The 14,429-nt window shown below is 73.2% G+C and carries 10 protein-coding genes and 1 pseudogene; 5 read left to right on the forward strand and 6 right to left on the reverse strand.

Annotated features, from left to right (window positions below; genetic code table 11):
* Positions 1–85: 85 nt before the first annotated feature.
* Positions 86–1,279: a glycine C-acetyltransferase gene (locus ACFV04_RS32370; protein WP_380340593.1), complete on the reverse strand. Its 1,194-nt coding sequence runs from the start codon at positions 1,277–1,279 to the stop codon at positions 86–88.
* A gap of 30 nt (positions 1,280–1,309) precedes the next feature.
* Positions 1,310–2,338 carry an L-threonine 3-dehydrogenase gene (gene tdh, locus ACFV04_RS32375; RefSeq protein WP_360262917.1) on the reverse strand — a complete coding sequence of 343 codons (1,029 nt, stop codon included), beginning with the start codon at positions 2,336–2,338 and terminating at the stop codon, positions 1,310–1,312.
* Between the two features lie 514 nt (positions 2,339–2,852).
* Between tdh and ACFV04_RS32380 the strand changes: the two genes are divergently transcribed.
* Complete coding sequence (locus tag ACFV04_RS32380; protein ID WP_380534358.1) at positions 2,853–4,241, forward strand: serine hydrolase domain-containing protein; 1,389 nt, start codon at positions 2,853–2,855, stop codon at positions 4,239–4,241.
* Between the two features lie 125 nt (positions 4,242–4,366).
* Here ACFV04_RS32380 and ACFV04_RS32385 read toward each other — a convergent pair whose 3' ends face one another.
* Positions 4,367–5,428, reverse strand: coding sequence for an ATP-dependent DNA ligase (locus tag ACFV04_RS32385; RefSeq protein WP_380534360.1), 1,062 nt, complete (start codon positions 5,426–5,428; stop codon positions 4,367–4,369).
* Positions 5,429–5,512: 84 nt separating this feature from the next.
* On the opposite strand from ACFV04_RS32385, the gene ligD reads away from it, so the two are divergent.
* The gene (gene ligD, locus ACFV04_RS32390; protein WP_360262923.1) at positions 5,513–6,520 is read left to right on the forward strand and encodes a non-homologous end-joining DNA ligase; all 1,008 of its coding nucleotides are present in this window, start codon (positions 5,513–5,515) and stop codon (positions 6,518–6,520) included.
* Between the two features lie 41 nt (positions 6,521–6,561).
* Positions 6,562–7,242: a GNAT family N-acetyltransferase gene (locus ACFV04_RS32395; RefSeq protein WP_380340581.1), complete on the forward strand. Its 681-nt coding sequence runs from the start codon at positions 6,562–6,564 to the stop codon at positions 7,240–7,242.
* An 18-nt stretch (positions 7,243–7,260) separates the two neighbouring features.
* On the opposite strand, the pseudogene ACFV04_RS32400 reads toward ACFV04_RS32395, so the two are convergent.
* Both ACFV04_RS32400 and ACFV04_RS32405 read right to left on the reverse strand, forming a co-directional pair.
* Positions 7,261–7,746 (reverse strand): annotated as a pseudogene (locus ACFV04_RS32400) (hypothetical protein).
* A gap of 39 nt (positions 7,747–7,785) precedes the next feature.
* Positions 7,786–8,985 carry an 8-amino-7-oxononanoate synthase gene (locus tag ACFV04_RS32405; RefSeq protein ID WP_380340578.1) on the reverse strand — a complete coding sequence of 400 codons (1,200 nt, stop codon included), beginning with the start codon at positions 8,983–8,985 and terminating at the stop codon, positions 7,786–7,788.
* A gap of 171 nt (positions 8,986–9,156) precedes the next feature.
* Between ACFV04_RS32405 and ACFV04_RS32410 the strand changes: the two genes are divergently transcribed.
* Positions 9,157–11,649 carry a DEAD/DEAH box helicase gene (locus tag ACFV04_RS32410; RefSeq protein WP_380340607.1) on the forward strand — a complete coding sequence of 831 codons (2,493 nt, stop codon included), beginning with the start codon at positions 9,157–9,159 and terminating at the stop codon, positions 11,647–11,649.
* 162 nt (positions 11,650–11,811) lie between these two features.
* Here the strand turns inward: ACFV04_RS32410 and ACFV04_RS32415 are convergent, their stop codons facing one another.
* Positions 11,812–12,933 carry a hypothetical protein gene (locus ACFV04_RS32415; protein ID WP_380534363.1) on the reverse strand — a complete coding sequence of 374 codons (1,122 nt, stop codon included), beginning with the start codon at positions 12,931–12,933 and terminating at the stop codon, positions 11,812–11,814.
* Positions 12,934–13,169: 236 nt separating this feature from the next.
* Between ACFV04_RS32415 and bioB the strand changes: the two genes are divergently transcribed.
* Positions 13,170–14,426 carry a biotin synthase BioB gene (bioB, locus tag ACFV04_RS32420; RefSeq protein ID WP_380340574.1) on the forward strand — a complete coding sequence of 419 codons (1,257 nt, stop codon included), beginning with the start codon at positions 13,170–13,172 and terminating at the stop codon, positions 14,424–14,426.
* Positions 14,427–14,429 lie beyond the last annotated feature (3 nt).

Raw genomic sequence — 14,429 nt, forward strand, 5'->3', positions numbered from 1 at the left:
GTCCGGTTCCGAGCGGACCGGCCCGCGGGCAGTCTGTGCGGGCCCCTGCCGGGCCCGTCCGGTGTGGGGCCTCAGCCCCGGGGTGCTACTCGCCCAGCGCGGTGCGCGCGTCCACGAAGGCCGCGACGGCGCGCTCGACGTCCTCGGTGGAGTGCGCCGCGGACAGCTGCACCCGGATCCGGGCCTGGCCGTGCGGGACCACCGGGTAGGAGAACCCGATCACGTACACGCCGCGCTCCAGCAGCAGTTCGGCGAGCTTGCCGGCCTTCGCGGCGTCGCCGATCATCACCGGGGCGATGGGGTGGTCGCCGGGCAGGATCTCGAACCCGGCCTCGGTCATCTTCGTGCGGAACAGCGCGGTGTTGGCCGCCAGCCGCTCGCGCAGCTCGTTGGACTGCTCGACCAGGTCGAGCACCTTCAGCGAGGCGGCCGCGATCACCGGGGCCAGCGAGTTGGAGAAGAGGTACGGGCGGGAGCGCTGGCGCAGCAGGGCGACGATCTCCCGGCGGGCGGCGACGTAGCCGCCGGAGGCGCCGCCGAGGGCCTTGCCGAGGGTGCCGGTGATGATGTCCACGCGGTCCATCACGCCGTGCAGCTCGGGGGTGCCGCGGCCGCCCGCGCCGACGAAGCCGACGGCGTGCGAGTCGTCGACCATGACCATGGCGTCGTAGCGGTCGGCCAGGTCGCAGATCTCCTGCAGCGGGGCGACGTAGCCGTCCATGGAGAAGACGCCGTCGGTGACGATCAGGCGGCGGCGGGCGTCCTGGGTGTCCTGGAGCTGCTTCTCCAGGTCGGCCATGTCGCGGTTGGCGTAGCGGTGGCGGCGGGCCTTGCTGAGCCGGATGCCGTCGATGATGCTGGCGTGGTTGAGCGCGTCGGAGATGACGGCGTCGTTGGCGTCGAGCAGGGTCTCGAAGACGCCGCCGTTGGCGTCGAAGCAGGAGGAGTAGAGGATCGTGTCCTCCTGGCCGAGGAACGTCGAGAGGCGGTCCTCCAGCTCCTTGTGGACGTCCTGGGTGCCGCAGATGAAGCGGACCGAGGCCATGCCGTAGCCCCAGCGGTCCAGGGCGTCCTTGGCGGCGGCCAGCACCTCGGGGTGGTCGGCCAGGCCGAGGTAGTTGTTGGCGCAGAAGTTCAGCACCTCGCCCGGCTTGCCGCCGCCGGTGACGGTGACCGCGGCGCTCTGCGGGCTCCCGATCACCCGCTCGGGCTTGAACAGGCCGGCCTCGCGGATCTCGTCGAGGGTGGTGGCGATGTCGGCGCGCACGTTGTCGAACACAACAGGCTCCTTTTGCGTCGGCGGGGTGGCTCAGGCGGTCCAGTCGAGGATGATCTTGCCGCAGTTGCCGCTCGCGGCGTCGTCGAAGGCGGCCTCGAAGTCGGTGGCGGGGTAGCGGCCGGTGATCACCGGGCTGAGGTCCAGGCCGCCCTCCAGCAGCACGGACATCGCGTACCAGGTCTCGAACATCTCTCGGCCGTAGATGCCCTTGATGGTGATCATCGAGGTGACGATCCGCGCCCAGTCGACGGCGAAGTCGTCGGCCGGCAGGCCGAGCATGGCGATCTTCCCGCCGTGCGTCATGTTGGCGATCATCGACTGCATCGCCTCGGGGCGGCCGGACATCTCCAGGCCGACGTCGAAGCCCTCGCGCAGGCCGAGCTTCTGCTGGCCCTCCTCGATGGTGTGCTCGGCGACGTTGAGCGCCAGCGTCACGCCGACCTCGCGGGCCAGGTCGAGGCGGTACGGGGAGACGTCGGTGATCATCACGTTGCGGGCGCCGGCGTGCTTGGCGACGGCGGCGGCCATGATGCCGATCGGGCCGGCGCCGGTGACGAGCACGTCCTCGCCGACGAGCGGGAAGGACAGCGCGGTGTGCACGGCGTTGCCGAAGGGGTCGAAGATCGCGGCCACGTCCAGGTCGACCGGCACCCGGTGCACCCAGACGTTGGAGGCGGGCAGCGCCACGTACTCGGCGAAGGCGCCGTCGCGGTTGACGCCCAGCCCGACGGTGTTGCGGCACAGGTGGCGGCGGCCGGCCAGACAGTTGCGGCACTTGCCGCAGACCAGGTGGCCCTCGCCGCTGACCAGGTCGCCGATCTCGATGTCCGCGACGCCGGCGCCGAGCTCGGCGACCTCGCCGACGAACTCGTGGCCGAGCACCAGCGGGGTCCTGATGGTCTGCTGGGCCCAGCCGTCCCACTTGCGGATGTGCAGGTCGGTGCCGCAGATACCGGTCCGCAGCACCTTGATCAGCACCTCGCCGGGGCCGATCTCGGGCTTCGGGACGTCGATCATCCAGAGGCCGGGCTCGGCCTTCTGCTTGACGAGTGCCTTCACGGGCGGCGGCTCCTGACGTGCGGGTGGGACGGCCTTCGAGGGTCGGGCAGGCCGGGGTGGCCCGGTGGCCGCTCCTGACGGGCGCACTCCGGACAGGCAGCAATCTGCCTGGTGGGAGGGGGTGCGGTCCATCGAGGAATTCTTAAGGGCGGCCACAGCTGGGCTGAACGATCGTGCCCGAGCGGCGGCCGGCGGCGGGTGCGGCGTGCCGGTGCTCACTCGTTCGGCCGAGCGCGGGGCGGCGGTCACGACACCAACCGAGCGGCACACCGGGGTACTTGACAGCGCCCCGCGGGCCGGGCAGCGGCACCCGGCCGGCGGTGGGCCCGTTCGGATCAGCCGCGGGCCCGTTCGGATCAGCCGCGAGCCGACCCGCGCGCGGCCCGGAGGCGGCGGTGCTTACGGTGACGGCGCTCCCCCTCGGCCCCGTGGAGCGGCGCCCCGGCCCCGCGGAGCGACGGCTCCGGGGCCTCCGCCACGGGGCCGTCCGCCCCAGAGAGGCGCTGTCCACACCATGACCGAGACCCGCCGGCCCCGACCGGCCGCCGCCCGCACGACCGCCGCCGCCTTGGCCCTGACCGGCCTGCTCGCCACCGCGGCCTGCTCCGGCGCCGCGAAGCCCGCCCGGCCGGCCGGCGACCCGGCGGTCGCCGCCGAGCCCGCCGCGCTCAGCCCCTCCCCCACCACCTCGGCGACCGTGTCCCCGGGCGCGGTGGTGCCGCTCACCCCGGCCGTCACCGCGCAGTTGGACTCCACGATCCAGCAGGTGCTGGCCCGCACCGCCGTCCCCGGCATCTCGGTCGGGATCCTCACGCCCGGCGGGACGTACCAGAAGTCCTTCGGCATCGCCGACAAGACCACCGGGGCGGCGATGGACCCGGGGCTGTTCTCCCGGATCGGCAGCGAGACCAAGACCTTCACCGCGACCGCGGTGCTGCGGCTGGTGGACCAGGGCAAGGTCAACCTGGACGCCCCGATCTCCGCGTACGTCGACGGCGTCCCCGGCGGCGACGCGATCACCGTCCGCCAGCTCGGCGAGATGCGCAGCGGCCTGTTCCCGTACAGCTCCGACCCGGACTTCGTGAACGCCCTGATCAGCGACCCGAACCGGGTGTTCACCCCGGACCAACTGCTCGCCTACGGCTACAAGCACCCCGCGGTCTTCCCGCCCGGCACCCAGTTCCAGTACAACAACAGCAACTACATCATCCTGGGCAAGCTGATCGAACGGGTCGGCGGGCAGACGGCCGGCGCCTTCCTCCAGGACCAGGTGTTCACCCCGGCCGCCCTCAGCCGGACCAGCTTCCCCGTCGACGGGACCATGCCCGACCCGCACGCCCACGGCTACACCGACCAGACGCCCACCGGCGCGATCGAGGACGCCACCAACTGGAACCCGTCCTGGGCCTGGACCGCCGGCGCCGTCATCACCACCCTCGCCGACCTGGAGAGCTGGGCCAAGACCATGGCCACCGGCGCACTGGTCACGCCCGCCACCCAGGCCGAACGCCTGAAGACGCTGCCGACCGGCGACCCCGGCGTGGGCTACGGCTTCGGGCTGTTCGACAACAACGGGTGGATCGGCCACAACGGCTCGATGCCGGGCTACGAGAGCGTGGCGGTGTACCTGCCGCAGGCCCGGAGCACGCTGGTGATGCTGCTCAACACCGATGTGCTGTACCAGGGTTCGGAGCCGTCCTCGGTGTTCGCGAACGAGATCACCAGGATCATCTCGCCGCGGAACGTCTACTCGCTCCCGCCGGCGACGGCCGCGCCGTCGGCACCCGGCTCGGGTTCGTCCTCGGGGTCGGGTTCGCCCTCGCGCTCGACGTCGGGCCCGGCTTCCGGGTCGGGCTCCCCCTCCCTCCCCGCAGGCAACTCCAGCTCCACCGTGCGGGTTTGACCCCCGCACCCCGTCGACGCCGGGGCCCGGACCGATCAGCCGGTCCGGGCCCGGCGTTCGGCCGGACCCTGCGGATCCCCCGCCCCCCTGAGCCCGGCTCCCCGGCTCCCCGGCTCCCCGGCTCCTCAGATCCCCAGCACCCGGGACAGGTCGTACGACACCGGCTCCTCCAACTGCGCGTAGGTACAGCTCTCCGGCGTGCGGTCCGGCCGCCAGCGGCGGAACTGCGCGGTGTGCCGGAACCGGGTGCCCTCCATGTGGTCGTACGCGACCTCGACCACCCGCTCGGGGCGCAGCGCGATCCACGACAGGTCCTTGCCGCCGGTCCAGCGGCTGACCGCGCCGGGCAGTCGGCCCTCCGCGTGCGCGGCCTCGTCCGCCCAGTCGCCCCAGGGGTGCCGGGAGAGGTCGTCCATCCGCAACGGGGCCAGTTCCTCGGCGAGTTCGCGGCGGCGGGCCATCGAGAAGGCGGCGCAGACGCCGACGTGCTGCAGCCTCCCGTCCGCGTCGTTGATGCCGAGCAGGAGGGAGCCGACCACCGGGCCGCTCTTGTGCTCGCGGTAGCCGGCCACCACGCAGTCGGCGGTGCGCCCGTGCTTGATCTTGAACATGGTCCGCTCCCCCGGCCGGTACGGCTGGTCCAGCGGCTTGGCGACCACCCCGTCCAGCCCGGCGCCCTCGTACTCGGCGAACCAGGTCCGCGCGAGGTCGCGGTCGGTGGCGGCGGGGGCGGTGAACACCGGGTCGGCGGCGTCGGCGAGCGCCGCCTCCAGCGCCGGGCGGCGCGCCGACAGCGGCTCGTCCAGTAGGGAGTCCGTGCCGAGGGCGAGCAGGTCGAAGGCGACGAAGGAGGCCGGGGTCTGCTCGGCGAGCAGCTTCACCCGGCTCGCGGCGGGGTGGATGCGCTCCAGCAGCTCCTCGAAGCGCAGCCGCCCGTCCCGGGCGATCACCACCTCGCCGTCCAGCACGCAGCGCGGCGGCAACTCACGCGTGAAGGCCTCCACCAGTTCGGGGAAGTACCTGGTCAGTGGCTTGCCGGTGCGGCTGCCGAGCTCCACCTCGGCGCCGTCGCGGAACACGATGGCGCGGAAGCCGTCCCACTTGGCCTCGTACTGCATCCCGGGCGGGATGTCGGCCACCGATTTCGCGAGCATCGGGGCCACCGGCGGCATCACGGGCAGGTCCATGCGTCCGATCCTCGCCCGGTTCTCCCCCGGGCGCGCGCCGGACTCCGGGGGCGCGCGGAGCCCCGCGCGCTTAGCGTGAGGGGCATGGGCTCAGCCGTGGAACTGGAAGTCGCCGGGCGCACCGTCCGGCTGTCGAACCCGGACAAGGTGTACTACCCGGAGCGCGGCTTCACCAAGCTGGACGTCGCGCAGTACTACCTGGCCGTCGCCGACGGCGTCCTGCGCGGCCTGCGCGACCGCCCCACCACCCTGCAGCGCTTCCCGGACGGCGTCGACGGCGAGTTCTTCTACCAGAAGCGCGCGCCCAAGGGCCTGCCGGACTGGCTGCCCACCGCCCGGATCGAGTTCCCCAGCGGCCGCTCCGCCGACGAGATCTGCCCCACCGAGCCCGCCGCCGTGCTCTGGGCCGCCAACCTCGGCTGCCTCACCTTCCACCCCTGGCCGGTGCGGCGCGCCGACACCGACCACGTGGACGAGCTGCGCATCGACCTCGACCCGCAGCCCGGCACCGACTTCCACGACGCCGTCCGCGCCGCCCACGAACTGCGCGCCCTGCTGGAGGAGCACGGGCTGCGCGGTTGGCCCAAGTCCTCCGGCGGGCGCGGCCTGCACGTGTACGTGCCGCTGGTACCCGAGTGGACCTTCACCGACGGCCGGCACGCGGTGATCGCCCTCGGCCGCGCGCTGGAGCAGCGGATGCCCGGCAAGGTCACCACCGCCTGGTGGAAGGAGGAGCGCGGCGAACGGATCTTCGTCGACTACAACCAGATGGCCCGCGACCGCACCATCGCCTCCGCCTACTCCCTGCGCGCCCGCCCCCGCGCCACCGCCTCCGCCCCGCTGCGCTGGGACGAGCTCGACGACGCCTCCCCCGAGGACTTCGACCTGCGCACCGTCCCCGCCCGGTTCGCCGAACTCGGCGACCTCAACGCGGAGATGGACGGCCAGGCCTTCCGTCTGGAGGCCCTGCTGGAGCTCTACGACAAGCAGCTCCACGACGAGGGCCTCGGCGAACTCCCCTACCCGCCCGACCACCCCAAGGCCGCGGGCGAACCCACCCGGGTCCAGCCGAGCCGCGCCCGCAGGAAGTAGCCGCGGCATAGGCTGGCGCTCTCGACGAACGGGGGGACCGGATGGACGTGCGGGGACTGGACGGGAAGGGACTGGACGGGCGGGGACTGGCCGAGATCCTGGCGGACGCGGCGGGCGGGGTGTTCCCGCCGCCGGACGGATCGGTGACGGTACTCCCGCAGCCGTCCCCGCGCGAGGCCGGGGTGATCTCCTTCGCCGCCCACGCGGTCGTCTTCACCGACCAGGACCCGGCGTGGGTGCACGACACACTCGCCGCCGACCCGGGCGACCCGCTCTCCGCGCCGCTCTGCCCGCCCTTCCTGACCGCCCTCGCGGCGCGTACCGGCCGGGTGGTCAACAACATCGACCTGCTGTCGGCCGCCGACGCCCTGCCGGGAGAACCGCCGCTGCCGCTCGCCGAGGAACACGACCGCGAGCACCCCCGGGTGGTCCGCGCCCTGCGCTACCGCGATGACGTCCGGGTGTTCACGGCCGACGGCGGCGTCCTGGTCCTCGGCCATGGCGTGGCCGGCCGCTGGGAGTGCGCCGTCGAGGTCGACCCGCACGCCCAGGGCCGCGGCCTCGGCCGCGCCCTCGCCACCGCCGCCCGCCACCTGCTCCCGGAGGGCGGCACCGTCTGGGCCCAGCAGGCCCCCGGCAACGCCCCCAGCGTCCGCGCCTTCCAGGCCGCGGGCTACCGCCCGGTCGGCGCGGAGGCCCTGCTGGTCACGGGCCGACCGTAGGGCCCGCCGGGGCGGCGCTCAGCCGTCCCGCCCGGTCCACAGCACCCGGACCCGGTCGGCCTCGACGTCGTACCCGAGGAACGGCGTCCGGGTGTCGCCCTCGAAGTACATCGGCACCGACTTGCCCAGTCGTCACCCGATCGCGGCCAGGAACCCCCACAGCACGTCGATCCGTTCCTGGCCCTGCAGCTCCCACAGCGAGACGTCGAAGTCGATCTGCTCGTCCGCGAGGAATCGGAAGATCGCGCACACGTCGGCGACCGGCCACACGCGCAGGCTCGGGCACTCCGCGTCGGCCGGGCGCGCCAGCACCGTCCCGGCCGACGGCAGCGGCAGGACGGTGCTCCCCTCGGCGTACTCGTACGACCAGCCGTGCTCCACGACGAGGTCGAGCACGGCCTGCCAGTCCGCCGCCGTGGTGTCGGGGACGTAGACGTCCGGGAGCGTTCCCCCGCCCGAAGGGTCGAGCAGCCACGCGACGTCCTCCCACAGCAGATCCGGCATGCCGCCATCCTGCCCGCCGACGCGCGCCCCGCCGAACGGTTATCCGCGCCGGGCGCCCGCGGGGGCCAGTTCGGCGATGATCCGGACCGCGTCGGCGATCTGCCCGTCGGTCAGGTCGCCCCGGGCGGTCAGGCGCAGCCGGGAGATGCCGTCCGGGACGGACGGGGGGCGGAAGCAGCCGACGGCGAGGCCGGCGCGGCGGCAGTCGGCGGCCCAGGCGACGGCGGCCTCGGGGCCGGGGGCGCGGACGGAGACCACGGCGGCGTCCGGTTCGCAGGCGTGCAGTCCGGCGGCGGTGAGCTGCCGGGCGAGGGTGCGGGCGACCTCGCGGGCGCGTTCGGCACGGGCGGGTTCGGCGCGCAGCAGGCGCAGGGCGGCGAGGGCGGCGCCGGCGGCGGCCGGGGCGAGGCCGGTGTCGAAGATGAAGGTGCGGGCGGTCTCGGTGAGGTGGCGGATCACCCGGGCGGGGCCGAGGACGGCGCCGCCCTGGGAGCCGAGGGACTTGGAGAGGGTCACGGTGGCGACGGTGTCGGGCCGCCCGGCGAGGCCGGCGGCCGCGAGGGCGCCGGTGCCGCCGGGGCCGAGGACGCCCAGGCCGTGGGCGTCGTCGACGAGCAGGGCGGCGCCGTTCGCGCGGACGGCTTCGGACAGGGCGGGCAGCGGGGCGGCGTCGCCGTCCACCGAGAAGACCGAGTCGGTGACGACCAGTGCCCGCCGCTGTGCCCGCGCGGCGAGGACCTCGGCCACGGACGCCGGGTCGCTGTGCGGGGCGCGGTGGACGTCGGCGCGGGAGAGCCGACAGCCGTCGATCAGCGAGGCGTGGTTGTAGGCGTCGGACACGATGAGGGTGTCCGGGTCGGTGAGCGCGGTGAGCGCGGCGAGGTTGGCGGTGTACCCGGAGGAGAACACCAGTGCCGCCTCGGCTCCGCAGAACTCGGCGAGTTCCTGTTCGAGTTCGGTGTGCAGCGCGGTCGTGCCGGTGACCAGCCGTGAGCCGGTGGAGCCGCCGCCCCACCGCAGTGCCGCGTCGGCCGCGGCCCGGGTCACCACCGGGTGCCTGGTGAGCCCCAGGTAGTCGTTCCCGGCGAGGTCGAGCACCGGGTCCTCGGCCGGCCGGCTGCGCAGGGTCCGGGTCAGTCCGGCGTCGGCGCGCAGCGCGGCGGCCTCGTCGAGCCAGTCGAAGACGGTCTCGGGGGCGAGGACGGTGGAATGCGGGTCGGACGCGAGGGGCTGGCTCATGTCCCGCACTGTGGCACGTCGTCGGAAGTGGGATCAATGTGCCACTCAGCACATGATCGGCGCGGGCCCCTGGCCGGTCACCACAACGGAGTCGCCGTGTCCCACCGGCCCCGGGCTTTGCCGGGGGTGGCGGCGAACAGGCAAGATAGCCGGGTGACCCTCCTTGATCTGATGCCGAAGCCCGCCACTCCCGACGCGCTGTATGAGACGTTCGCAGCCTGGGCGGAGGAGCGGGGGATCACGCTGTACCCGGCGCAGGAGGAGGCGCTGATCGAGCTGGTCTCGGGGAACAACGTGATCCTGGCGACGCCGACCGGCTCGGGCAAGAGCCTGGTGGCGGCGGGCGCGCACTTCGCGGCCCTGGCGGAGGGGAAGCGGACGTTCTACACGGCGCCGATCAAGGCGCTGGTGTCGGAGAAGTTCTTCGACCTGGTGAAGATGTTCGGCACCGAGCAGGTCGGCATGATGACCGGCGACGCGAGCGTGAACCCGACCGCGCCGATCATCTGCTGCACGGCCGAGGTGCTCGCCCAGATCGCGCTGCGCGACGGCACCCGGGCGGACATCGGCCAGGTCGTCATGGACGAGTTCCACTTCTACGCCGAGCCGGACCGCGGCTGGGCCTGGCAGATCCCGCTGCTGGAGCTGCCGCAGGCGCAGTTCCTGCTGATGTCGGCGACGCTGGGCGACGTCCGCCGCTTCGAGGAGGACCTGACCCGCCGGACGGGCCGTCCGACCACGGTGGTCCGCAACGCGACCCGCCCGGTGCCGCTGTTCTACGAGTACCGCCGCACCACGATGCACGACACCCTGGAGGAGCTGCTGCAGACCGGCCAGGCGCCGGTCTACGTCGTGCACTTCACCCAGAAGGAGGCGGTGGAGCGGGCGCAGTCGCTGATGAGCATCAACATGTGCTCGAAGGCGGAGAAGGAGGCCATCGCCGACCTGATCGGCGGCTTCCGTTTCACCACCAAGTTCGGCCGCAACCTGTCGCGTTACGTGCGCCACGGCATCGGCGTGCACCACGCGGGCATGCTGCCGAAGTACCGCCGGCTGGTCGAACGCCTCGCCCAGGCGGGCCTGTTGAAGGTGATCTGCGGGACGGACACGCTCGGCGTCGGCGTCAACGTGCCGATCCGCACGGTGCTGTTCACCGCCCTGTCCAAGTACGACGGACAGCGCGTACGCATCCTGCGGGCCCGCGAGTTCCACCAGATCGCCGGGCGGGCCGGGCGGGCCGGCTTCGACACCGTCGGCCAGGTGGTGGCGCAGGCGCCGGAGCACGTGATCGAGAACGACAAGGCGATCGCCAAGGCCGGGGACGATCCGAAGAAGAAGCGCAAGGTGGTGCGCAAGAAGGCCCCGGAGGGCTTCGTCGGCTGGACCGAGGAGACCTTCGACAAGCTGATCGGCGCCGATCCGGAGCCGCTGGTGTCCCGGTTCAAGGTGAGCCACGCGATGCTGCTGTCGGTGATCGGCCGCCCGGGCAACGCGTTCGAGGCGATGCGCAAGCTGCTCACCGACAACCACGAGGACCGGGCCGCGCAGCGCCGGCACATCCGCACCACGATCGCCATCTACCGTTCGCTGCTGGAGGGCGGCGTGGTGGAGCGGCTGCCGGAGCCGGACGCCGAGGGCCGGATCGTGCGGCTCACCCTGGACCTCCAGGAGAACTTCGCGCTCAACCAGCCGCTGTCGACCTTCGCGCTGGCCGCCTTCGAACTCCTCGACCCGACCTCGCCCTCGTACGCGATGGACGTGATCTCCGTCGTCGAGGCGACGCTCGACGACCCGCGCCAGATCCTCGCCGCGCAGCAGAACAAGGCGCGCGGCGAGGCCGTCGGCGAGATGAAGCGGGACGGCATCGAGTACGAGGAGCGGATGGAGCGGCTCCAGGACATCACGTACCCGAAGCCGCTGGAGGAGCTGCTCACCCACGCCTACGAGGTGTACCGCCGGGCGCACCCGTGGATCGGCGACCACCAGCTGCAGCCGAAGTCGGTGGTCCGCGACCTGTACGAGCGGGCGATGACCTTCTCGGACTACGTCGGCTTCTACGAGCTGGCGCGCACCGAGGGCATCGTGCTGCGCTACCTGGCGGGCGCGTTCAAGGCGCTGGAGCAGACCGTCCCCGAGGACGTGAAGACCGACGACCTGAAGGACGTCATCGCCTGGCTGGGCGAGCTGGTCCGCCAGGTCGACTCCAGCCTGCTGGACGAGTGGGAGCAGCTGGCCAACCCGACCGAGCCGCAGGCCGCCGAGGTGCGGCTGGACGACAAGCCGGCGCCGGTCACGGCGAACGCGCGCGCCTTCCGGGTGCTGGTCCGCAACGAGATGTTCCGCCGGGTCGAGCTGTGCGCGCTGGAGCACTACGAGGAACTGGCCGACCTGGACGGCGAGTACGGCTGGGACGCGGACCGCTGGGCGGACGCCATGGACGGGTACTGGGAGGAGTACGACGACCTCGGCACCGGCCCGAACGCGCGCGGCCCGAAGATGCTGATCATCGAGGAGGAGGACTCCGCCTGGCGGGTCCGGCAGATCTTCGACGACCCGGAGGGCGACCACGACTGGGGCATCAGCGCCGAGGTCGACCTGTTCGGCTCGGACGAGGAGGGCCGGGCGGTACTGCGGGTGACCGCGGTGGACCGGCTCGGCGGCTGACGGCTGACGGCTGACGGCTGACGGCTGACGGCTGACGGCTCGCAGAACGCCCGAGGGGGCCCAGAGCACCGGGCCCCCTCGGGCGTTCGTCGCCTCCGCGCGGCGGGTCCGTCACATCACCGGATCCGTCCCGTCACCGGATCCGTCCCGTCGCGGGGTGCGTCACATCCAGGCGAACGGCGCGCCCGCCGCGTACGAGATGGCGCGGGTGGCCTCGTCCAGGCTCTGCTCGGCGCTGGGTGCCGAGCCGGTCGGCGTCGGGGCGGGGGCGGTCGGCGTCGGGGCGGGGGCGGTCGGTGTCGGGGCCGGCGTGCGGCCGTCGCCGGTCCGCGAGCTGGTGACCGTCACGTAGTGCCCGACCACCTCGACCCGGGGGTCGCCGCCGGGCTTGCTGCCGGGGGCCAGGGCGGGGGCCGTGCTGGCGTCCGCGAGGATGAAGGCGACCGATCCGGGCTTGGCCCGCAGGGCCTCGGCGGCCCTGGCGGCGGCGGCCTGGTCGGGGAAGCGCAGCATGGTGACGCTGCTGAGCACCGGGCGGTCCTGGCCGGCGAAGCTGACGGTCAGGTAGGCCTGGCAGCCGCTGTCCTTCAGCGGGTCCTGGGCGCGGTCCTGGAGCGTCTCGGCGCAGTTCTCGCCCTGCCGGGCGCCGTTGCGCCGCGCCTTGTAGCCCGCCACCTCGACCGGCCGCTGGGCGGGGAAGAAGTTGTCGACGTTGAGGTTCTCGGTGTCGACGCGCGGCGGCGGGGTGCCCACCACCGGCGGTGTCCCGGCCGTGTCCCCGGTGGACGGTCCGAGGCCCGGTATGTAGTCGCCGGGCATCGGGCGGGTGATGATCCATCCGCCGACCACGACCACGCCGGCCACGACGATCCAGCCGGCCGCCCGGCGGCGGCTCAGCCGTCGGCCACGGCCACGGCCGGTCCCGGTGCCGGTCTCGGTCCCGGTGCTGCCGTCGTCGCCGGACTCGGCGCCGTTGCCGGACTCGGCGCCGTTGCGGGACTCGGTGCCGTTGCCGGCCTCCGGGCCGGTTCCGGTTCCGCTTCCGGCGGCAGCGCCCTCGCCGGTGCCGGCGCCCTTGGCGTCGGTGCCCTTGGCGTTGGCGCCCTTCGCGTCGGTGCCCTTGGCGTCGGCGCCCTTGGCGTCGCTGCCCTTGGCGTCGGCCCCCTTGGCGTCACTGCCCTTGCCGTCGCTGCCCTTCGCGTCGGCGCCCCCGCCGACCCGCTGCCCTGTCCGGCCTTCCCGGCCCTCTCCCGGAGTCGGGGTGTGCTCCCCCTGCGTGGTCATGGCGCAGATTCTAAGCACCGCGGGGGTGGCCTGGGTCACGGGGTCGGGGGTTGTGGATCACCGGCCGCGGGCCACGTCGACTACTCGCCAGTAACCTTCACCCCGGGTTCACGTCAAGCTCGTGACCAGCGGCGGAGCCGTGACCTTCGACACTGTGGCAATCGGCACATCCTCACACCGATCTTCTGGCGGGTTTGCTCTGGCGCCGCTCGATCACGAGCAGGCAGGATCGCCCCATGGATCTGCTCGATACCCTCACCGCCAAGGGCCTGCGCGGCGACGTCCCGACCCGCGAGGAGGCCCTGGCCGTCCTCGCCACCACCGACGACGAGCTGCTCGACGTGGTCGCCGCGGCCGGCAAGGTGCGCCGCCGCTGGTTCGGCCGCCGGGTCAAGCTCAACTACCTGGTGAACCTCAAGAGCGGGCTCTGCCCGGAGGACTGCTCGTACTGCTCGCAGCGGCTGGGGTCCAAGGCCGAGATCCTCAAGTACACCTGGCTCAAGCCGGACCAGGCCGCCGACGCCGCGCGCGCCGGCGTGGCCGGCGGCGCCAAGCGGGTCTGTCTGGTCGCCAGCGGCCGCGGCCCGACGGACCGCGACATCGACCGGGTCACCGACACCATGGCCGCCATCAAGGACGCCGACCCCGAGGTCGAGATCTGCGTCTGCCTGGGCCTGCTCTCCGACAACCAGGCGGAGCGGCTCAAGGCGGCCGGCGCGGACGCCTACAACCACAACCTCAACACCTCCGAGGGCACCTACGGGACCATCACCAAGACCCACACCTACGCGGACCGGGTCGACACCGTGCAGAAGGCGCACGGCGCGGGCCTGTCCGCCTGCTCCGGCCTGATCGCCGGCATGGGCGAGAGCGACGAGGACCTGGTCGACGTGGTGTTCGCGCTGCGCGAGCTCGGCTCGGACTCCGTCCCGGTGAACTTCCTGATCCCGTTCGAGGGCACCCCGCTCGCCAAGGAGTGGAACCTCACCCCGCAGCGCTGCCTGCGCATCCTCGCGATGGTCCGCTTCGTCAACCCGGACACCGAGGTGCGGATCGCCGGCGGACGCGAGGTGCACCTGCGCACCATGCAGCCGCTCGGCCTGCACATCGCCAACTCCATCTTCCTCGGCGACTACCTGACCAGCGAGGGCCAGGCCGGCCAGACCGACCTCGACATGATCAAGGACGCCGGCTTCGAGGTCGAGGGCGCCGGCGAGGCCACCCTGCCGCGGCACCGCGCCGACGTCGCCGAGGCCGCCCAGGCCGGCGGCGGCTGCGGCACCGCGGCCTCGGCCTGCGGCAGCGGCGGCGGCTGCGGCCCGTGCGGCGGGCACTCCCACGCTCCGGCGGAGACCGCTTCCGCCGAGCCGACCGAGGACACCACCGGATCCGGCGAGTCCGGCGAGTCCGGCGGATCCGGCGACGAACTCCGCAGCGACCTCGTCAAGGTCCGCCGCCGCGGCGCCGGCACCGAACTCGCCCCCAACGCCTGACCC

It is taken from the genome of Kitasatospora sp. NPDC059599 (assembly GCF_042735125.1).
Classification (GTDB): Bacteria; Actinomycetota; Actinomycetes; order Streptomycetales; family Streptomycetaceae; genus Kitasatospora.